The 20,033-nt window shown below is 58.7% G+C and carries 16 protein-coding genes, 1 pseudogene and 1 riboswitch; of the genes and pseudogenes, 5 read left to right on the top strand and 12 right to left on the bottom strand.

The features are described 5' to 3' along the window. Positions 1-16: 16 nt before the first annotated feature. Positions 17-1,231, bottom strand: coding sequence for a COG1470 family protein (locus tag ACYVL5_RS14540; RefSeq protein ID WP_460596299.1), 1,215 nt, complete (start codon positions 1,229-1,231; stop codon positions 17-19). A gap of 171 nt (positions 1,232-1,402) precedes the next feature. On the opposite strand from ACYVL5_RS14540, the gene ACYVL5_RS14535 reads away from it, so the two are divergent. Both ACYVL5_RS14535 and ACYVL5_RS14530 read left to right on the top strand, forming a co-directional pair. Continuing rightward, the gene (locus ACYVL5_RS14535; RefSeq protein ID WP_460596298.1) at positions 1,403-1,660 is read left to right on the top strand and encodes a DUF4911 domain-containing protein; all 258 of its coding nucleotides are present in this window, start codon (positions 1,403-1,405) and stop codon (positions 1,658-1,660) included. Further along, entirely contained in the window at positions 1,654-3,039 is a 1,386-nt protein-coding gene (locus tag ACYVL5_RS14530; RefSeq protein ID WP_460596297.1) for a TldD/PmbA family protein, read from the top strand. The genes ACYVL5_RS14535 and ACYVL5_RS14530 overlap by 7 nt, the downstream gene beginning before the upstream one ends. A 117-nt stretch (positions 3,040-3,156) precedes the next feature. On the opposite strand, the gene ACYVL5_RS14525 is transcribed toward ACYVL5_RS14530, so the two are convergent. From ACYVL5_RS14525 to ACYVL5_RS14510, 4 genes are all read right to left on the bottom strand, one after another. Next, positions 3,157-3,492: a type II toxin-antitoxin system RelE family toxin gene (locus ACYVL5_RS14525; protein ID WP_460596296.1), complete on the bottom strand. Its 336-nt coding sequence runs from the start codon at positions 3,490-3,492 to the stop codon at positions 3,157-3,159. Between the two features lie 26 nt (positions 3,493-3,518). After that, a complete protein-coding gene (locus ACYVL5_RS14520) occupies positions 3,519-4,415 on the bottom strand; it encodes a protoglobin domain-containing protein (RefSeq protein ID WP_460596295.1) in 897 nt (298 codons plus the stop codon). A 28-nt stretch (positions 4,416-4,443) separates the two neighbouring features. Then, complete coding sequence (locus ACYVL5_RS14515; RefSeq protein ID WP_460596294.1) at positions 4,444-4,800, bottom strand: response regulator; 357 nt, start codon at positions 4,798-4,800, stop codon at positions 4,444-4,446. A gap of 136 nt (positions 4,801-4,936) precedes the next feature. Continuing rightward, positions 4,937-6,352, bottom strand: coding sequence for a tetratricopeptide repeat protein (locus ACYVL5_RS14510; protein ID WP_460596293.1), 1,416 nt, complete (start codon positions 6,350-6,352; stop codon positions 4,937-4,939). 200 nt (positions 6,353-6,552) lie between these two features. Between ACYVL5_RS14510 and ACYVL5_RS14505 the strand changes: the two genes are divergently transcribed. The 3 genes from ACYVL5_RS14505 (at position 6,553) to ACYVL5_RS14495 (ending at position 11,304) form a co-directional block, all read left to right on the top strand. Then, positions 6,553-7,569, top strand: a complete 1,017-nt coding sequence (locus tag ACYVL5_RS14505) for a metalloregulator ArsR/SmtB family transcription factor (protein WP_460596292.1) — start codon at positions 6,553-6,555, stop codon at positions 7,567-7,569. A gap of 82 nt (positions 7,570-7,651) precedes the next feature. Next, positions 7,652-7,729, top strand: a riboswitch (cyclic di-GMP riboswitch). A gap of 76 nt (positions 7,730-7,805) precedes the next feature. Continuing rightward, a complete protein-coding gene (locus ACYVL5_RS14500) occupies positions 7,806-10,304 on the top strand; it encodes a coiled-coil domain-containing protein (protein WP_460596291.1) in 2,499 nt (832 codons plus the stop codon). A gap of 76 nt (positions 10,305-10,380) precedes the next feature. Then, complete coding sequence (locus ACYVL5_RS14495; RefSeq protein ID WP_460596290.1) at positions 10,381-11,304, top strand: ketopantoate reductase family protein; 924 nt, start codon at positions 10,381-10,383, stop codon at positions 11,302-11,304. A 54-nt stretch (positions 11,305-11,358) separates the two neighbouring features. Here the strand turns inward: ACYVL5_RS14495 and ACYVL5_RS14490 are convergent, their stop codons facing one another. The 7 genes and pseudogenes from ACYVL5_RS14490 to ACYVL5_RS14460 form a co-directional block, all read right to left on the bottom strand. After that, positions 11,359-11,775 carry a hypothetical protein gene (locus ACYVL5_RS14490; RefSeq protein ID WP_460596289.1) on the bottom strand — a complete coding sequence of 139 codons (417 nt, stop codon included), beginning with the start codon at positions 11,773-11,775 and terminating at the stop codon, positions 11,359-11,361. 155 nt (positions 11,776-11,930) lie between these two features. Next, a complete protein-coding gene (locus ACYVL5_RS14485; protein WP_460596288.1) occupies positions 11,931-14,636 on the bottom strand; it encodes a hybrid sensor histidine kinase/response regulator in 2,706 nt (901 codons plus the stop codon). A gap of 693 nt (positions 14,637-15,329) precedes the next feature. Continuing rightward, positions 15,330-16,556: a tyrosine-type recombinase/integrase gene (locus tag ACYVL5_RS14480; protein ID WP_460596287.1), complete on the bottom strand. Its 1,227-nt coding sequence runs from the start codon at positions 16,554-16,556 to the stop codon at positions 15,330-15,332. A 17-nt stretch (positions 16,557-16,573) separates the two neighbouring features. Further along, positions 16,574-17,848 (bottom strand): tyrosine-type recombinase/integrase, encoded by a 1,275-nt coding sequence (locus tag ACYVL5_RS14475; protein ID WP_460596286.1) that lies wholly within the window; start codon positions 17,846-17,848, stop codon positions 16,574-16,576. Between the two features lie 133 nt (positions 17,849-17,981). After that, the gene (locus tag ACYVL5_RS14470; RefSeq protein WP_460596285.1) at positions 17,982-18,764 is read right to left on the bottom strand and encodes a metallophosphoesterase; all 783 of its coding nucleotides are present in this window, start codon (positions 18,762-18,764) and stop codon (positions 17,982-17,984) included. A 114-nt stretch (positions 18,765-18,878) separates the two neighbouring features. Further along, complete coding sequence (locus ACYVL5_RS14465) at positions 18,879-19,454, bottom strand: Arm DNA-binding domain-containing protein (protein WP_460596284.1); 576 nt, start codon at positions 19,452-19,454, stop codon at positions 18,879-18,881. A gap of 269 nt (positions 19,455-19,723) precedes the next feature. After that, positions 19,724-20,033 (bottom strand): annotated as a pseudogene (locus ACYVL5_RS14460) (hypothetical protein); the annotation flags it as partial.

Here is a 20,033-nt window from a genome sequence, read left to right as displayed (position 1 = left end):
CCTTTCACCGCGCGGGTCACTCTACCTGGACACGATAGTAGACATAGAGGGTCTTACCCGGCGAGAGCGCGCCCCCGGTGGATTCGGTCGCCCCCTGGCCAAGCCGTGCAATCACCCTTCCGGCATTCTCCTTCGCGGTGCCGCACTCGGCGCCGGCACAGGGGGATCCTCCTCCCGTACCGGAGGTGCCGACCCAGAAGGTCCCGGCAACGGGAACGGTATGCTGCGGAAGCGGTTGATCGATGGAAAGGGCATTGGCGGGAGCGGAGCCGCTGTTGGTCACGCTCATCCGGTACTCCAGGGTGTCGCCGGGGTACGCCGCCGCCGAGGTCTGGAAGCTCCCTCCCTGGGTGATGTTGCGGACGGTCTCGGTCACGGTCACGGCGGCGGCGAGGGCCGTGGTGGTAACGTCGTCGCTTCCTCCCGCCCCGGTTCCGGCCACCACCAGCCTGGTCGCAGCGTTGGCGCCGTCGAGGCTTTCCGCCGGTACGGTGACCGCAACCACGAAACGGCTGGAAAGTCCGGGGGCAAGGGGGCCGGTGGATACCTTGGGGGCGCCATCCTCGCCGCGGACCAGGGCTGACCACCCCCCGGGAGCGACGGTGGAGAGGCCGAATTCGTTGACCGCGCTCCCGACGTTGGTAACCGTGTAGGCATAGACGACCACGCTTCCGGGAAGGCCGGTGCCGTCGGGAGGAGCAGAGACGGTCACCGCCGGAGTAGATCCGCAGGCCACCGTCTCGGTCTTCACCTGATCGAGCCTTGCGCCATCCGACACCGAAACCGCCGTGACCGCCACCCGGAAGCTCGCCCCGGGGGTGATGGCCGCCGGGGTGACCTGAACCAGGAAGGAGACCGAGGTACCCGGCGGGAGGAGTGCGGTGAGATACCCCTCACCCGCGTATTCCATCGTGCGGTCCCCCCCGGCATCATCCAGGTAGGCAACGGCGAAGCCGCTTCCCCCCCCGGTTCCTTTAAGCAGAAAGCGGTCCGGGAAATCGCCGGCATTCGTGACCTGGACCCGGTACCTGGCCGGGCTCCCCTCGAAGGCACCCTGCGACACGCTCTGCAAGGACGCGGCGGCTTCGATCACCCCGCTCCCGAGGTAGGCGGCATCGCTGTCGGCGGCGCCCCGCACCGCGAGGTCGGGCTGGAAAGCGCCCCAAGCGCTCCCGGCGGTTAAGGGGATGAGAATCAGCAGCCAGAGGACCAGGTAAAGCCGGACAACCACGAAGGCTCGCGGACGGGGATCTGTATTAAATTTTATTAATACCATGCCAGAGAAAATATCAGATGGCGGGGGAGAGGCAAGAAGGGGAAAGAAAATTTGTTTTTTACCACCCGTAGTGGTATGTAAATTTGGTGAATTCCCAATCAAGGACGGGACGTTAGGGAGAGCAGGATGAGAGAGGCTGCTGAAGGGATGGCATTGGAGACGGCAAACAGATACTACCGGCTCGCCGGCCGCGACCTGGTTTACATGAAGTTTATCCTCGAGGCATACGAAGGACTCTCCACCATGAGCACAGTGGACGGAAAGCGGGGGATCGTGAAGGTCAACTACCCTCTTCCGTTCGCCGATGACATGGCGAAGCTTATGGAGGCCCTTGGCAAAGAGATAGAGGTCAGGGAAGTGACCGAGGAGGGGGAACCGTGCTAGAGAGCTTCGACACTACTGCCATCCTCAAGCGCGCGCTGGCCGGCGGCGGAGAGTACGCGGACATCTATTTCGAGGACAGCGCGACCACGGCGGTGGCCTGCGACGACGGCAAGGTCGAGCGGATCCTTTCCGCCGGCGACCGCGGGATCGGCATCAGGGTCATCTCCGCCCTCGGCACCTCCTACGCGTACACCAATCTCCTGACCCCGGAATCGCTCCTGGAGCTGGCCAATACCCTGAGCCGCGGCGTCCGTAACGGAGCCCCCTTTGCCGGCGACATCAACCTCGGCGGCCGCAAAAGCGGCTCCTTCCCGATCGCCATCTCCCCGGACCGGATCGGCCTCACCGACAAGGTCGCCCTGGTCACCCGCGCCGACCGTGCCGCCCGCGATCACGACCAGCGGGTGCGGCAGGTGATGGCGACCTACCGGGATTCCCTCGTGAAGAGCCAGACGGTGAACTCTTTGGGGGAATTCCACGAGGACATCGCCACCTCCACCGTATTCTTCGTGCAGGTAGTCGCACGCGACGGGGAAGTGACCCAGACCGGGTACGAGCCGATCGGCGCCCAGCGCGGCTTCGAGCTCTTCAACGACGCCTCCCCGGAGGAGCTGGCCGTGCGCGCCGCGTCGCGCGCGGTGATGATGCTGGGGGCGAGGAAATCGCCGGCGGGGCAGTTCCCGGTGGTCCTTTCCAGCGAGGCGGGGGGGACCATGGTGCACGAGGCGATCGGGCACGGGCTGGAGGCCGACCTCGTACAGGCGGGAACCTCGGTCTACCGCGGGAAGATCGGGGAGCAAGTCGCCTCCGAGCTCATCACCGTCATCGACGACGCGACCATCCCGTACGCGCGGGGCTCCTTCAGCTTCGACAGCGAGGGGAGCCCGGCCCAGAGGACCGTGCTGGTGGAAAACGGCATCCTCAAGGGGTACATGTACGACCGGCTCTCCGCCATGAAGGACGGCTGTCTATCCACCGGCAACGGCCGGCGGGAATCGTACCGCGCCCGCCCGATCGTGAGGATGACCAACACCCTCATCGCACCCGGAGAGAGCGATCCCGCCCAGATCGTGAAAAGCGTGGACCGCGGCATCTTCGTCCGGCGCATGGGTGGCGGCCAGGTCAACACGGTGACCGGGGATTTCGTCTTCGAGGTATCGGAGGGGTGTCTGATCGAGAACGGCCAGGTGGGAGAGCCGGTGCGGGGAGCGACGCTGGCGGGTAACGGGCCGGAAGTGCTGAAGAAGATCACCATGGTGGGAAACGATCTCGGCTTCGGGATCGGGACCTGCGGAAAAGACGGCCAAGGCGTCCCCGTCGCCGACGCCCAGCCCACCCTCCTCATCACCGGCATCACCGTCGGCGGGTCGAAGAAGTAGTCTGTAATCTCAGCGAAAAAGAGAAGGGGAGCCACCCTCTCCCCCAAGGGGGCGAGGGTATAATCGGGGTACCCTCCCCTTCAAGGGGAGGGACAGGGTGAGGATGGGGTTGGAGCCCTAAACCCTGTTGGCCTCGTTCTTGTGGTAGACGTCGAAGAAGATCACGCTGTTGTCATCCACCTGCTGGCAGAAGCCGCACTTGTCCTCCAGCTTCTTCCCCTCTTTCCTGCAGCTCTCGCACCAGTGATAGATGAGCCGGTAGTCGCGGCGGCCGACGTACTTCTTCAACCGGCCGTGGTGGCCTCCGTGCATCCAGCCGTCGGCGTCGCCGGGGTTTTCCAGCAGACGGTCGATCACGTCCATGATGCGCGCGTGCCCGGGGGGATCGTGCTTTTGGATCTTCTCCAGCTTGGTGCTGAAGATCGGGGTGGGGAAAAAGGTGAACTGCGACAACGATGCCTCCCGTACCGAGCGCCCCGTCAGGCGCTATTCCCCTGGCTGCGGGCCACCAGGTAGTAGACGATGCCCAGGATGAGCAGCGTGCCGGCCAGGAAGACCTGGGTCTCCAGCGCATCGTGGCGCAGGGTGGATATGAGGATGTCACGGATCAGGGCCACGATGATGACACCGATGAAGATGAGGATGTTGAACTTGCCGCCTTTGAGGGTCTTGATCTCGTTGTCCATCAACTCGATCATCATCCAGAGGATCAGGAGCGAACCGAGCGCGGAGAGGATCCCCTTCTCGAAGTCCCCCTGGAAGATATGCACCACGTCCCAGCCGAAAAGCGCCACCACGGAAAGGGAAACGCCGGTCAAGGCGGCGACCAGGATGAGGTTCAGTCCGTAGGTGAAACGCTCGGCGGCATGGATGAGCTTCGACTCCAGCTTGTGGGAGACGAACACCTTGCGGAGTTCCTCTTCCTGGTAGGAGGAGCTCATGACGTCGAGGTTGATGTCGATGATCTTCTCCACCGCGATCCGGTACTTGCGGCGCTGCTGGATCTCCGGGTAGGTGGCCTGCAAAAGCTCGATGAGGAAGCGGCGCACGACGTTCATCGCCGCGTTCACGTAGTGGGCCTTCAGCCCCGAGGAGACGTGCGCCTGCCCGATCCGCTGCAGGGTCAGCATGTACTGGTTGTCGTAGATCCCCGAGAACAGGGAGAGAAACCACTGGAGGTGGACCCTCTTGAGTTTCCCGAGGGTCCTATCGTCGCGCAGGAAGGTGGCGGTTTCCGGTATCTTGTAAAGATAGTCGTAAAACTCGTTGATCATCCTCTCGCTGTGCTCGGTGGCCAGCGGGAGCAGATCCTTCAGCAGTCCAGCATCGACCTCGGTAAAGAAGTAGTGATCTTTGATGTCCTGCATGGTCAGCATGAAACGCTTCTCCTGCCTTTCGAACCGTCTACTTGCCGAGCAGAGTCCCGACGTACTTCATGAGCTCGCTGGCGTTGACCGGTTTGTGGTAGATACGGGTGAACTTGTCCTGGTAGGGGTTCACATCCTGGGGGGGGAGTCCGGTCAGGGCGATGACCGGGACGGAGGTACCGTGCAGCTTCATCAGTTCCGCCGCCGAGACGCCGTTTAGGTCCGGCATCACCAGGTCGGTGATCACCACGTCGAATTCCTCATCCTCGACATGGGCTAAAAGTTCGGAGCCGTTGGAAACCGCCACCACTTCGTATCCCTGGTTGGTGGCGAACTTGCTGAGCGCTTCCCTGGTCGCTATCTGATCGTCGGCAATGAGAATCCTCTTCGTCATCACAGCACCCCCATCTGTCAGCACGTATTGAATTGTAGTTAGAGCTAAGGTCACGGCAGCGGCGGAAGCCACAGCTTACACGCTCGCGTTTTCATAGTCTAGCAGGTTTTCAAGGTTTGTGCCGGGTCCGATGCTCTTACTGCAATTTTTCTAAAGTGCGCATGATAAACTCCTGCCTGTCGAGCTCGGCGGTGTAAGCTTTCCGACAGCGGTCATCGCGGCATCTCTCCCTGGTCTCATCCAGAAAGGCCATCGACTCTTCCAGACGGTTCGCTTTTCCCATGTTGCGCACGAAGGATGCGAGGGAGAAGGTGTTGTCGGGGTCCGCGATCAGCGCCTTGCGGTAAACGTCGGCCGCCTCGGCGTATTTCCCTTCCGCCTCCAGCCCTTTGGCCTGCCCGTGGAGGAGCCGGCTCTGGATCATCATGTAGTGGTCCTGCCCCATCGCGTTGATGGCGAGCGCGCTGTGGGACTGCAGAAGCTTCTGCGCTTCACCGAACTGCGACTGGTGGGCCCAGATCTCCACCATGCGGGCGACGACCTCGATGTTGTCGGGATCCAGATCGAGCGCCTTCTGGTAGTACTCCAGGATCTTTTCCGGAGCCCCCTGCGCATCCCGCTCGCGGTCGCCCAGCGAGGAGAAACAGGTGGAGAGCCCGCTGCTGATCACCGGGGTGGTGTCAAACTCCACCGCCAACTCGTCGAGCAGGGTGGTGGCGGCCTTGGTAAGCGAGGCATCGCGGGCGTCCTTGACGAATTCGCACAGCTTGGCGGGAAGGACGAGCTTGATGGTGTTGGAGGCGAAGGGGGCCGGGTTGTCCTCGGCCACCAGCGTCGAGATCCCCTTGACCGCCTCCTGGTCCCGTCCCAGCATGGTGAGCGCCAGCGAGCGGTAGAGGGTCGGATAGAGACGGGTGGTGCTGGTGGGATCCGCCTCGCTCTTCAGCGAGATGCTCCGCTCGAACTCGGCCAGAGCCTCCTTGGGCTGATTGCCGTGCAGAAGCTTGGCACCCCGTTCGGTGCAGGTTTTGGAGGTGAACAGCTTGGAGCGCCGCTGGTACTCGGCCTCCCCCTCGTCCCCGTCCGCTTCCTTTCTCAGGGTGAAACGGACGTTATCGAAGACGCAGTCATAGACCGGGGAGTCGTACCTCTCATTGAGCTCACCGGTGACCTCGTTTCCGGAGACCGCGAGCGAGAGGCGGTGGTCGGTACCCTTTAGGTCCAGGTCGGCCGGATAGGTCACCTTGAGGTTGCCGAGGTCGGGTCCGGTGAAAAAGCCCTGCTCCATGGAATTGCCGTTGAAAAAGCCGGTGACGGCCTGACCGTCTCCCGCGCCGTCGATCCTGATCACGACCTCGACCGGCAGCCTGCTTCCCTGCCGCAGCTTCCCGTCGCAGGCCTTTCCGGTGACCTTCACCAGTTCGACATCCCCCCGGTAGACGGAGGTATCCGCCTTGGCCTCCCCCGCCTGCACGCAGGAAGCCCCCCCCATCACCAGGCAGAAAGCGGCCGCCAGCACTGCCGTTTTGCTACGCCCCTTCGTTTCATCCATTGCACTGTCCTCGCCGGAACCGGGATTTTCGATCCGGCCCATTCAGCCACAAAACGGTGCAAGATGCAATACCTGAGACGGTACCAGCAGGCCAATCGGCACCACATTTTTACTTCGACCAAGATAAAAATGGTTTGACAGCAGACGGGGAGTGGATTACCTTTCTATTTCGAGATCAATCGAAACGAAAGGAACCTCCCATGACAGCGGAAAAGAGTCTCGCCATCATCAAGGCGCTCGCCGACGCATCCCGGCTGGCCATCGTCAAGTCGCTCCTCGAGCGCTCCCAGTACGTGGAGGAAATCGCCAAGCGCCACGCCCTCGCCCCCTCCACCGTATCGTTCCACCTGAAGAAACTGGAACAGGCGGGCCTGGTCTCCAGCCGCAAGGAGCAGTACTACGTCATGGTGCAGGCCAACGCCCCGGTCTTCGAGACCACCTTGAAGGAGCTGGTTTCCGCCGTGCCGGTCCGCGAGGACCTCCAGGACGAACGGATGGAGCAGTACCGGCGCAAGGTGCTGGAGACCTTCTTTCCCCACGGCGTTCTCGGCAAGCTCCCCGCCCAGCACAAGAAGCGGCTCATCGTGCTCGAGCAGTTCGCCCAGCGCTTCGAGGCGGGGCGCCGTTACAGCGAGTCGGAGGTTACCGGCCTGATCCGGCCCCTCTTCGACGACTACTGCACGGTCCGGCGGCTGTTGGTGGACGAAGGGATGATCCGCCGGGATGACTCGGGATACTGGCGGGAAGGGGATGGGTGCCTTAAACCGGTCCCCCTGCCGCAAACTAAGGGAGAAAAAGTGGTGAACCAGCAAGAGCAGCGGGCAGCCGTGAAAAGGCTCCACAAGCAGAACACCCCCGACATGGGGGTATACCAGCTACGCAACACGGTGAACGGCAGGATCTACATCGACTCGAGCAACAACCTCGAGAGCACCCGGAAGAGCAGGATGTTTCAGCTCAGGATGGGGAAGGTGGTCTTCAGCCACGAGCTGCAGGACGATCTCAATCGGCACGGAGCCGACAGCTTCGAATTCAGCGTGCTCGAGGTACTTCCCGCTCTTCGGCCGGGCGCCAATGTCGACCGTGAGCTCCTCGGCCTCAAACTCCGCTGGCAGGAGAAGCTTCACCCATTCGGTGACCAGGGCTATAACAGTCTCAAAGGGTTTGAGCGTGAGCGGAAACAGATCAACATCCTGGAGCAGCTCGCCGAGAGATGACGACCCTTTTTTTCAATCAAAATCTTGATTTCTTAGAGATTTAGTTGTAGCTTTATGACCGGGAAAAGACATATTTTCTGATAGACGACAATACTAAACCATCCGCGAGGATGGGGCGGAAAGCCCATTGGGTCTCACGTAAGACAGCCGGGTTGCCGAAATATCACTTCGGCAACCCGTTTTTTGTGTCCTGAGCCGAAGCCTTCTCCAGCTATTTTGATAACTGTGGAGGCGCCATGTTAGCCTTGGACTCTTCGATCGCCAATATCGAGACCTCGGAATCCGAAGTCCTCGACCTCTTCCAATCCCAGCCGCTCCCCCTCAACCTCAACGGCTCACGCCCCGAGCCGCGGGTCGCCTACATCTGCGCCGTCAAGAAGAACACCAACGTGCAGATCTACGTCGCCCTGGCCGGTGAGCGGGGGCGCAACCTCGTCTATACCGACTCGGACTGCTCGGTCAGCGAGAACGACTACCAGGGGTCGCTGCAGGAGGCGCTGGGGTTCGCGCAGTCGATGGGATTTGCGCCGGAACGGGTCAATCTCAACTACAGCCCGGCAATGAGGGCGGTGGTGGTCCGCAACTACAAGATCTTCAACCTCCCCGGCAGCAAACCGGAGAGGGTCCTCACCAAATCGTCTCCCCAGGCCGCCTCCGCGGGGTCCGCAGACACCGTGCAGCCCCTCCCGTCGATGGCCGCCGCGGCCGAAGCCGCCGTGGCACCCTCTTCCGCAAGAGCCGCCAAGCCAAGCCCGATGCCGGACCTCTCCAGGGAGCAGGCGAACCAGGTCGCCATCGCCGAGGTCTTGGTCAAGATCGGCAAGGAACTCGACGCCATGCGGAGCGAGCGGGACGATCTCCTCCTCCGGATGCAGGAGCTCTCCGCCAACCACCTCGGGGCCTCCGCCAAGGTAAAAACCCTGCAGAGCGAAAACGAACGGCTCGCTTCCCGGCTGGGCGAGGTCGCCGATGCCGCCGGCAAGCTCGACACGGTTTCCTCCGAACTGGCCGCCGCGCGGGAGGAAGCGTCCCGCCTCTCACGGGAACTCGACGAGGTGCGTCAGCAGCAAGCGGCCTTGAAGGCGGAGCACGAGGCGGTCCAGGCAGAGCGTGAGGCGCTGCAGGCGGAACGTGGGGCTCTACAGGCGGAGCGTGAGGCTCTACAGGCGGAGCGTGAGGCGCTGCAGGCGGAGAACAAGGGACTGAAGGTAGACAAAGCCGCCTTCACGGAAAAGCTCGCCGTCGCCGAACAGGAATCGACCAGGCTTGCCGCGGAGCGCGATGCCCTCTCCCAACGCACCGAGGAGTTGAGACAGGTGGTTGAGCGCACCGAAAGTGAGCTCCACGAGACGCGGGCCAAGGTGGAATCCGTTTCGGGCGAGATGGAAACCGAGCGGTCACGGGTCCAGGAGCTCGAGGCGAAGGTCCAGGGACTCGAGTCACTGCTCCAGGAAGTCAACGAAGGGGCTGCATCCCGGGAGACCGAGATCGAAACGGTGCGCGCCGAACTGGCGGCGGTAATCGCTGAGCGCGAGCTGCTGGTTGAGCAGGAGAAGGAGAGCGCCGGCAACAAACTGGAAGCGGCCCGCGCCAAGCTTAAGGCCGTCACCGCCGAAAAGACCGCCAGCGACCAGCAGGTCGAGAAACTCGAGAAGAAGGTCGCATCGCAGAAAGGGGAGCTGGATTCGCTCCGAGCCGAGGTCGCCTCGCTTAGCGAGGAGCGCGAGACCCTGGCCAAACGCGAGAACGAGCAGAGCGCCCAGCTGGAAGCCCTGCTGGCGCGGCTGGACGCGGTTGTCGTTCCTTCCGGAAAAGCGGTACCGGAGGAGCTGGCGCCCCTTTCCATACACGAGGCAAAAGCGAATGATCCCGCGCCTCCTCCCATCCACGAGGCGGCAGCGGCTGCCATCGCCGAATCGGAACCCTCCCTGCAGCCGTCGGTCCCGGCCGACATGGCCGAAGTCGAGTTTCCTCCCTTCGACGAGTTGGAGCTCGCGGCACGTACCGGCAGTGAAGGGGAAGCCGTCGAGGCGGTCGCCGATCAGATCCCGGAAGGAGAATCCCCCGTCCCCCACGAGGCTCCCGCCGGCCACGGCACGGTCGAGGCGGCTGCCGTCCCCGCGGAAGCTGAGCCGCCCAAGGCCGCTCAGCCTCAACCGTCGCCGGCCCAAGCCGAGGTCAAGGAGCCTGAGCAGACGATGCCCGAGCGGAAGGCACCGGACCCGCAGCAGGATTCCATCTACAGCGGCTGGCCGGAAACCGTCGCCACCGCAACGTTCCTCGCCGCCCCGCAGGCGAGCGGCTTCGGGTTCGACTCCTTCCCCTCGTTCTCCGACGACGATGAGGAAGGGCCCGGGCTGTTCCTGCTGCAAAAGGAAATGCACGACATCGAACTGGGCATCCCGGATAACCTCGTGGCGCTCTACAAATCGTTCAACGTCACCCAGGTGGCTCCCGACGGCAAAGGACCCGAGCGCTGCGAGGGGTACATCTGCTGCGTGAAACGGGATGGCGGGCTCAAGGTCTATGCGCTCATCGTCGGTCTGCAGACCGGGACCATCGGTATCTACGCCCCCGAACACCAGCCGGCCGACGAGCAATCCCTCTCGGGCACCATATCCGGAGCCAGCGAATTCTTCGAACAGGTGGGGCTGATGATGGAGCCGCTCGACATCAGCTCCCCCGAGCGTCGCACCGGGCAGATCTCCGGTTGTCCGGTCTTGAAGGTGGCCTGAGGGGCGCGGACCCGTTGCGGAAACGTTCCTTTCTTTGTATAGTGGCGGGAAATTTTGAGGAGCATCGTCCCTGCCCATGACCCACTCCACCTACCGAATAGCCGTCATCGGCGCCGGAGCCCTCGGCGCCATCTACGCCAGCCTTCTTTCCAGGACCGCACACCCCGTCTCCTTCATCGCCGCCGGTGAACGCCACGACCGGTTGAAGCGCGACGGCGTGACAGTCAACGGAACCTTTTACGCCATCGACGTGAGGACGCCGGAAGAGGCCACCCCCGTCGATCTCCTCATGGTCGCCGTCAAGCACCACCACCTCGATGAAGCGATCGGCCAGATGACCAACGCCGTCGGCCCCCATACCGGCATCCTCTCGGTCATGAACGGCATCGACAGCGAGGAGCGTATCGGCGCCGTCTTCGGGAGGGAGAAGGTCCTCTACGGCCTCTCGCTGGGGATCGATGCCGTGCGGGAGGGGAACGCGGTCACCTACCAGAACCTGGGACGCATCCAGTTCGGGGAGAGGGAAAACGGCACCTTGAGCGGCCGGGTGCAAAGGATCGCCGCGCTCTTCAATGAGGCGGGAATCGCCCACGAGACCCCCAAGGACATGATCCGCAGTCTCTGGTTCAAGTACATGATCAACATCGGGGTGAACCAGGTATCCGCCGTGTTGGGAGCGACCTACGGCGCGTTGCGGGAATCGGCCGAGGCCAGGGAGATGATGGAAGGGGCAATGCGGGAAGTGATCGCGGTGGCCATGGCCGCCAAGGTCGATCTCGGCGATGCCGACATCGAGCAGTGGTACCGGATACTGTCATCGCTGGGGGCGAGCGGGAAAACCTCCATGCTCCAGGACGTCGAAGCCGGCCGCAGGACCGAGGTAGAGATGCTGGCCGGCACCCTCATCCGTCTCGGCCGCGGCTACGGGATTCCGACCCCGGTCAACGAGAAGCTGTTCGAAAAGATCAGCGGCATGGAAGCTGGTTCGCTATCGTCATGAAACGAGAAATGCCCGCCAGGGAGCGGGCATTTGCGTAGGCAGGTAACGCCGGATTCAGACCGATTTTGCCGGCGGCTGCATCATCTTGGGATCGAGGGGGAACTGCGTGGGGTAGCCGGAGAACATCGCCCAAAGCGTTTCCCGCAGCTCGCGTTCCGAGTGGCTCCCGGTACGGACCGTCTGCGGCTGCAGCGGGGGAGCCAGCTTTTCGAACGCGAGGTAAAAGCCTCCCTCTTCCAGTTGAACGGAAAGCTTCACGTTGGAGGCCTCGCGCCGTCCGGTAAGAACCTGCTTACGCCCATCGGAGAGCACCCACCGCCCCCGGCTGAAATAGACGCTGTAGTTCTTCTTCCAAAGATTGCGCCCCCAAAGCCTCTCCCCGGTATCCTCCAACACGGCAACGACCATGGCAGCCACCGATTGCACATCCTGGCCGGGACCCGAGACCCCGTTCGACGTTTTGTAAGACATACAGCGACCCTTCCCTCGTGGCGTCGCGTGCGAATTGCACGCGATTGAAGGGAAGTATCACGATTTCATTAAAACCGCAAGTTACAAAATATGGTCAACATATTGAATGCGCTGATGAATTTATAGCTAGGAGATATCCGACAGATCCGGAAACGTTACTTTTTGCCGTTTCGGCTGTCCAGGATCCGCCTCACCGCCCGGAGCAGGTCCTGGGGCTGCACCGGTTTGGTGATGAGGTCGACCCCTTCCTGCAGCTCTCCCCTGCTTTTTATGAAGTCCTTGGTGTACCCGCTGGTGAACAGGATCCTGGTCTGCGGTTTGAGGCGGGCGATCTCCCGGGCGGCTTCCCAGCCGCTGCGCCGGGGCATGATCATGTCCATGACGACGAGGTCGACGGACTCCGCATGTTCCCCGAAAACCGCCACCGCTTCCTCTCCATCGCTGGCGGTGAGCACCCGGTAGCCGCTCGTGGCCAGCACCTCATGGAGCAGAGTGCGCAGGGCGGGGTCGTCCTCGGCGACCAGCACCGTCTCATCTCCTCCGGCCGCGGCAACCTCGCCGGTTGGCTGCTCCCGTAGCGGCACCCCGGCCTCGGCCGCCAGGGGGAGGTAAATCTTGAACGAGGTTCCCTTCTCCGGCTCGCTGTACACGTGGATGTACCCGTTGTGCTGGGTGATGATGCCGTGAACGATGGCCATCCCGAGGCCGGTCCCCTTGCCGACCTCCTTGGTGGTGAAGAAGGGCTCGAAGATCTTGGAACGGGTCACCTCGTCCATCCCTGCACCGCTGTCCGATACCGACAGGACGGCATACCGGCCGCTCGGAGGCGCGGCACCCCGCTCACCATACGCCTCCACCTCCTGCACGTCGGTCTCGATGACCAGCAGGCCACCCTTCGGCATGGCATCGCGGGCGTTGGTGCCGAGGTTCATCAATACCTGCCCGATCTGCCCCACGTCCGCCTTCACCGGCAACTCCGGCTCCCTGACGATCACCCTGAGCTGGATGTCCTCCCCGATGATGCGGACGAGGAACCGCTGTATCTGCTGCACGATGTCGTTGAGGTTGACCACCTTGATGTCCATCACCTGCTTGCGGCCAAAGGCGAGCAGGCCGCGGGTGACCTGGGCCGCCTTCTCCGCCGCGGCGAGTATCTGGTCGACCTTTTCCTGGAGGGGGCCCGGCAGCTGGGCCGACAGGCGCAGGATGGTGGCATATCCGGCGATGACGGTGAGGATGTTGTTGAAATCATGGGCCACGCCCCCCGCCAGCTGCCCCACCGCCTCCATCTTCTGCGACTGGAAGAGAAGCTCCTTCATCCTCCTCTGCTCGGTGACGTCCTCCTTGATGGCGATGTAGTTGGTGGTCTGGCCGCCCTGGTTGCGGATGGGAGAGATGGTGACGTGCTCCCAGAAAAGGTCGCCGTCCTTCTTCTTGTTGTGAAGCTCACCTTCCCAGATGCCACCCGCCGTGATGGTGTTCCAGAGGTCCCGATAGGTTTCCGGCGGGTTGGTCCCCGATTTCAGGATGCTCACGTTTTCCCCCAGCACCTCCTCCGGCCGGTAACCGGTCAACTGGGTGAACCGGGGGTTGACGAACTCGATATTGCCTCGGGTGTCGGTGATCAGGATGCTTACCGGGCTCTGCTCGACGGCCTGCGACAGTTTGCGCAATTCCCTGGTGGCGCGCTCCCGCTCGGTGATGTCCTCGACGAATCCTTCAAGGTAGCTCCCCCCCTCCGACGGTTCGTTCACCACGCGGATATAGAGATTGGAGGAGAAGGTGGTGCCGTCTTTGCGGCGGTATTCCACCTCGCGGCGGATGAAGGATTCCGCCGCCAGCACCTCCCGTATCACCGAGACCCGCTGCTCGGGGTCCACGAAGTACTGCCGCCCGATGTTGGTAGTGTCTTTTTGAAACTGCTCGGGGGAATCGAAGCCGAAGAGCTTCGCCATCATCGGGTTAACGTTGATGATGCGCCCCTCCATCGTCGTCTGGAAAATCCCCACCGGGGCGTTTTCGAAGATGTCCCGGTACCGTTTCTCGGTCGCCCGCAGCAGCTGCTCGGCCATCTTACGGGCGGTGATATCCCGGAAGCTGGCACGGATGAGCCTGCGGTCGGGAGACGGCAGCCTGGTCAGATGCACCTCGCAGAGGAGCTCCTTCCCTTGTGCGTTGCGGACCGAGCGCTCCAGGACGACCTCTTCTCCGGCTAACACCCTTGCGGTGGCGGTCCTCATGCTTTCCAATACGGCGAGTCCGTCCGGCTGCTGTTCGGTGTAGAAACGTTGCGGGCTGTGTCCGATCAATTCCCCGCGGCTGCAGTCGAAGAGCTCGGTCGCGCTGTGATTGACGTCGACGATGCTGATCTCGTCCCCATCGATCACCATGATGGCGTCGGGAGCCTTGTCGAGCAGCGTGCGGTACCGCTCTTCGGTCAGCCGCAGCAGCTGCTCGACATGCCTTCGTTCACGTATCTGCCTCTTCAGGGTCGTTATCCAGATCAGGAGCAGGACAAACAGCAACGCGGCCCCGCCGAGGATGGCCCCTTCGATGAGCCGGTGGGCCTTTTCCCGGGTCAAGACGATGACCTGCTGGCCCGACACGTCCCCCTGGCCGGTTTGGGCCAGGAGACGAGGCTGCTGACGCTGCGAAAGATGCCCAGGTAGCTCCGGGCCCGACAGGTACTTCATGGCGTGGACGAGGTCGATGGGGAGTCGTACCGCGACGCCGTCTGAAGGCTGGATGGTGGGAGGGAACTCGAGGTTGGCTGCAAGGAGAACGGGGGGCGGTGCGGCGTGAGAGAGGCGCAGAGGGAGGAAGCAGATCAGAGAGACGAGAATGATGTGTTTCTTCTTCATGCCACCGCCTGCCGACGCCCGGTTAGGGTCTGAAAAGAGCCAAGCACCCCTGAGACAGCAATTAAACACTAGGATTGTATCAGTTAGACTCGCTATGTCAGGCTACTGCAGGTTATTAGACCAGAGATGATCGTACTTCGACCACACCACCCTGAAGCGTGCCCACGGGAAAATTTAACTCATCGCAAAACGGTATACCGCCTCTCGATCTCCGTGCGAAAAGAGGCGGGAGTCCTGTTCAGGTGCATACCGATCCCCTGGATATAAGAAAGGGGCTGCGCATGACGCAGCCCCTTCCCGTTATTCAAAATTTCCAGCCCATAATCGTGGTGCCCGGAGCCGGGGTCGATGGTTCCGCCTAACCTACTGAAGTCATAGTGTTTATTTGTGGCAATCTGGACACATGTCATTAATAATACCACTAAACAAGAAATTCCTTTTCTACGAGTGTGAAGCAGACGATCGGCACCAAAAATCGAACTTAAACATCCTAAAATACAGGGTTTACCACCAGAAAACGGCCCCAACTTACACCAAAAATACTCTCAAAAATGCAGCACTTTACCGGGACGGAGACGGCGCAAGGTCGGGCACGCTGTCCCACTCCTTTACCACGGAACTGACAAGTCGCACAAGGCCTTTTTGCCTGGAGGTAACCCTTTCGATGACTCCCAGGCTTCCGGTTCCTAATCTTTATACCCCTTTGGTCCCGAGCCACTTCGTCCCACTCTTCAAGGCGTCCAAGTAATCGGCCCAAGTTTGCATCATTTCACGCCTTGCGTCAAGATGCGTCGTCCGGATGTATGCGCGGCCGTTGGGGTCCTTCACTTTGTGCGCCAGTTGGTGCTCGATAATATCAGGCCTAAAGCCCAAGACCTCATCAAGCATCGTGCGGGCCATCGGTCTAAACCCGTGTGCAACAATTTCGTCTTTTGTGAAGCCCATGCGACGCAATGCAATATTGAGGGCATTGTCACTCATGCACTTAAGCGACGAACGGCAACCGGGAAAGACCCACCTGCTACGGGAGGTGACCGATTGAATCTCCCGGAGGATTGCCACGGCCTGACGAGATAACGGGACAATATGAGGTTCGTCCATCTTCATTTTATCGGCAGGAATGCTCCATAGTCCCGCTTCAAAATCTATCTCGGTCCACTCAGCCTGCCGTAGTTCTCCAGGCCGGACAAACACGAGAGGAGCCAGTTTCAGGGCACACTTCACCACAATAAAACCCTGATAGCCGTCGATAGCCCGAAGGAGCGGTGCAACCTTTTTTGGATCAGTAGGAGCTGCAAAATGGCTTTCCTTAACAGGTGGCAATGCTCCAACCAAATTAACCACAGGATTACTTTCTGCTCGCACAGTTGCAATTGCAAACCGAAAAACTTGACCACAAATGCGACGTGCCCGGTGTGCCGTATCTAAACTTCGATCCTTTATCCGTCGCAATATCTCAAGTACATCCCCTGCATTCACATCACTTATTGGAATCGCTCCAATGGATGGAAAAACATACATTTTAAGGATGGTCAATATCCGACAGGCGGTCTTTTCTGCCCATTGAGATTTAAACTCTTCATGCCACTCCCGCGCCACCACCTCGAAAGTGTTGGCTCCTTCTTTCAACTTCTTAGCTTTCTGCTCCTTTTTAACTCTACCCGGATCATGGCCATCAGCCAGCAGCTTTCTAGCGTCATCCCTCTTTTTACGTGCATCAGACAACGAGATCAGGGGGTAACCCCCGAAAGAGAGGAGCTTCTGTTTGCCGAGGTAGCGATATTGTAACCGCCACAATTTTCCACCTGAAGGAGTCACAAGCAAGTGCAGTCCGAAGCCATCCTGCATTTTATACGGTTTATCATGGGGCTTTGCATTTTTGATAGTGATGTCCGATAGAGGTGCAATTCGCTTAGGCATGTTTCTTCCTCCGGATTTCAAAGTACTTCTGACGTCACCTTGGAACCACCGGCACCCCCTGTGCCACCAGCAACTACCTTTGGAACGCCATTTGCCCCCCCTTTTAGCTCGTCAAGATAGTCAGCCCACCTTTGCATCATTTGACGTCGTGTATCGAGGTATTTGCCTTCCCCGTCAGAACCCTGCAAATCAGGATCGTTAACGGTAAACGACAGTTGTCGTTCGATTACATCAGGTGCAAATCCAGTCCCCTCAAGAGTTGTCTTCGCCATAAGGGTAAAATTGCCCATAACTTGGCACTCATCAAACCCCATTCGTCGAAAAGCGGCGACAACCGCATTGTTGCTCATGCAACGTGGGGACGAGCGGTGACCAGGAAAAACATAAGCGGAATTACCAGTCAAAGACCGAAGTTCCTTAATAATCATTATTGCCTGACGTGACAAAGGAACCATATGCGTGATTTTGTTCTTGTTTTGGGGATGAATCGACATGTACCACAACCGTTCTTCTAGGTTTAATTCTGACCATAGAGCATGCAGTAATTTTTCATATTCAACAATTAGTAATATTGAAAGTTGCATAGCATATTTTATAATGTTAGACGGTTCGTATTCATCAATACTTCTAATAATTTGCAAGACAAATGTTAATTCAATTGTTGCCGCAGTTTGTTTAACTTTGGCACTTCGCCTGGTTATGTGTAAATCACTGACTGGGTTAAGCTTTGTAATTCCAGCTTCAATGGCAAATTTGAAAATATGGTTGAGTACTGTCTTTACCTTTTGTGCAGCTCCCTTAGATCTATTTTCAATTTGCTGCAAAATTATCAACAATTCAGATTGTGTCAAGTTGTTTATATGCTTCTTGCCTACATAATGAAAAACATCAATTTCAAGACGAGCCAACATCTCCTTTGCATATGAAGGAGCCAACATGCACTTTGCTTGTTCGTACCACCGGCGAGAAACGTCCTCCAGGGATTTCACCTCTTCTTCCGGACGTCGTACCTTCAAGATCTTTTTAAGCTCACTTGGATCAACACCGCCAGCAAGTTGCTTTCTGGCCTCTTCTAATTTTTGCCGCGCTTCGACCAAAGAGACTGCGGGATATGCTCCAAGGCAGAGCAACTTCTGCTTACCTGCGAATCTATATTGGAATCTCCATAGCTTGCCCCCTTTCGTGGTCACAAGCAAATGCAGCCCGTAGCCGTCCGAGAGCTTGTAATCTCTATCTCCAGGCTTAGCATCTTCAACCTGGGAATCCGATAATGGCAAAATTCGCTTAGGCATTGCTTTCCCACCACATTTGCAATACAAATTCAGAAATACGTCCTCGGCCGCATTCACACGAGCTGCCAAAATGTATTTGATCGTGTAAAATACAACTCATCGACAGCTCTTTTAAAACAGCACAAGTTGATGCTCATAATTTGATTACTAGGTTTTTTAAATACAGAGGGTTCAGCTGGTCAATATATCCACGAGGGTTCACAATCACTCGGGTTTTTCCTATTATATAGTCAAAAGAATCGTGCGTGTGCCCATGTACCCACAGTTCAGGGCCGTGATCTCTAATTTCACTGGACAGGTCGGTAACGAAAGCCGAATTTAGACCATCTCCTTTGAACTCGGCACTGATCGAGAGAGGCGAGATGCCGTGATGCGTCAGCACAACTGATTTCTTTCCGCTTGCCTGCTTTAGGACGTCAAAGATATAGGCCTTCGACTGGAAAAAGGCATCAACAGTATCTTCGGGAGATAGCCGGTCACCTGTTGGTTTTTTAACAATCTCGAAGTCGTTCATATTCTCCTTTGCATTTTTCATCTTCAAGGGGTCCTTCCCTCCGAAGTCAGTCCACAGCGTTGCCCCAACAAATACGACCCCTCCAATCTCAACAAATTGATCTTCCAAAAAATGTACATTGTCAGGAACCATACTCTTCAATTCGGAAACCCTCGAAAAGAAGTCATTGTTGTAAAAGAAATGGTTTCCTGCCACGTACACTACAGCCAAGAACTGCTTGGCAAAGAAGCTTAAAGGCCTTAGCCAAGTACTTTTGCGATGCGCCATCCCTAAATCTCCAGCTATCAGCGCTACCGTTTCTTTATCAGTCGAAAGAGGAGGCACTACTATCGGCAGAATGCGTGTTATTTCCCTGAAAGGCCAAAACTCACAGTGTAAATCGGAAAATGGACGAACGTACATTAGGCTCTCTCCAGAACAGCATATTGAGGTGGCGATAAGATTTGGCAGCTACTAAGCCCCCTGGTACAGGATTCCATTGCCCCACGGCACGAAGCGTGGTGTATCAACAACATGTCACTGCAACAGTTTCTGTCTGTGAGCCATTTGCCTACCGGGATCAATGTTGTGAAGAAGCATCATTTTGACTTTATCTCTCACCACCCGGGCATGCCCCACAGACACTACTGGAAATATTCCGATAGATAACGATGTCCTCCTACCTCCGTACTGGTAACGCACCCTCCATATCTTCCTGCCAGACGGTGCCACGATCAAAAGCAAACAATCACCATCCGACATGGAATACTCTTTATCTTTACTCTGGGCATTCTGTATCTGGGAGTTGGACAATCGCTGAATCCCCTTATAAATGACTCGCCTGCGGCTAAACCGCTGATGGGGGTCATTATTGCCACACAGCATTCTTCTGATCACATGTGTCATGTTCCTGGCTTCGTCCAACGAAACTAGCGGAAATGGTCCGAGAGATAAAGATGTCCTCCTGCCTGCGTACTTATAACGCACCTGCCATATCATGCTGCCTGAGGGTGCAACAACCAACTGCAGGCCATTTTTGTCCGATAATGAATACTTTTTATCCTTGCGCTGTGCATTTTTTATCTGGGAGTACGTCAATAGCCGCAGCCACATGCACACCTCCGTTAAGATCACAGGATCACAGCTCCTGAGCTGTGTAGTAGCCAAATGTCTGTGTGGGTAACTCAACGGCGACAATGACCGCTACGCTATAACTTCGCTGCGGTCAGGTATGGCGGCTAATTGTGGATCACATTGAAAGCCGATCCACAATCGGCGCCCAACTTTGCCCCACCTACAACGCTGCCCGTCCCTGGGTGCCGATAGAAGTCGACTGGAAGCCAATCCACAAGCGAGGTCCAGAGGTCTTTCAGTTTAGGAGGTTAAGTGCCCACCGACAATTTCTCTCCTCCCTTCACGGTGTCCAGATAGTCCGCCAGTCGCTGCATCATTTCTCTCCGCTCTGGAAGGAACAGCGTGTGCTCGGGGACGAATTTAGAAAAGCTCTTTACCCTATGACCAAGTTGGATATCTATGAAATCCGGTCTCGCTCCAAGGATCTCGTGCGCATTCCGCTGAAGTCGGCCACCCAATCCGACGGAAGTCGGCCGGGTGTTCCGATTGAAGTCGGCCACCCCCTGAGGGGTGCGCCGCTGGGTGTTGGTTACTGTCTCACATGGTTTCGCACGGGTC

It is taken from the genome of Geomonas sp. Red276 (assembly GCF_054784495.1).
This window is presented reverse-complemented; position numbering and strand designations above follow the sequence as displayed.

Excerpts from the sequence above, each read along its gene's own strand:
- ACYVL5_RS14465 (WP_460596284.1), bottom strand. The coding sequence starts at position 19,454 with ATGTGGCTGCGGCTATTGACGTACTCCCAGATAAAAAATGCACAGCGC.
- ACYVL5_RS14475 (WP_460596286.1), bottom strand. The coding sequence starts at position 17,848 with ATGCCTAAGCGAATTTTGCCATTATCGGATTCCCAGGTTGAAGATGCT.
- ACYVL5_RS14515 (WP_460596294.1), bottom strand. The coding sequence starts at position 4,800 with ATGACGAAGAGGATTCTCATTGCCGACGATCAGATAGCGACCAGGGAA.
- ACYVL5_RS14510 (WP_460596293.1), bottom strand. The coding sequence starts at position 6,352 with ATGGATGAAACGAAGGGGCGTAGCAAAACGGCAGTGCTGGCGGCCGCT.
- ACYVL5_RS14490 (WP_460596289.1), bottom strand. The coding sequence starts at position 11,775 with ATGTCTTACAAAACGTCGAACGGGGTCTCGGGTCCCGGCCAGGATGTG.
- ACYVL5_RS14505 (WP_460596292.1), top strand. The coding sequence starts at position 6,553 with ATGACAGCGGAAAAGAGTCTCGCCATCATCAAGGCGCTCGCCGACGCA.
- ACYVL5_RS14485 (WP_460596288.1), bottom strand. The coding sequence starts at position 14,636 with ATGAAGAAGAAACACATCATTCTCGTCTCTCTGATCTGCTTCCTCCCT.
- ACYVL5_RS14535 (WP_460596298.1), top strand. The coding sequence starts at position 1,403 with ATGAGAGAGGCTGCTGAAGGGATGGCATTGGAGACGGCAAACAGATAC.
- ACYVL5_RS14495 (WP_460596290.1), top strand. The coding sequence starts at position 10,381 with ATGACCCACTCCACCTACCGAATAGCCGTCATCGGCGCCGGAGCCCTC.
- ACYVL5_RS14500 (WP_460596291.1), top strand. The coding sequence starts at position 7,806 with ATGTTAGCCTTGGACTCTTCGATCGCCAATATCGAGACCTCGGAATCC.
- ACYVL5_RS14520 (WP_460596295.1), bottom strand. The coding sequence starts at position 4,415 with ATGCTGACCATGCAGGACATCAAAGATCACTACTTCTTTACCGAGGTC.
- ACYVL5_RS14480 (WP_460596287.1), bottom strand. The coding sequence starts at position 16,556 with ATGCCTAAGCGAATTGCACCTCTATCGGACATCACTATCAAAAATGCA.
- ACYVL5_RS14470 (WP_460596285.1), bottom strand. The coding sequence starts at position 18,764 with ATGTACGTTCGTCCATTTTCCGATTTACACTGTGAGTTTTGGCCTTTC.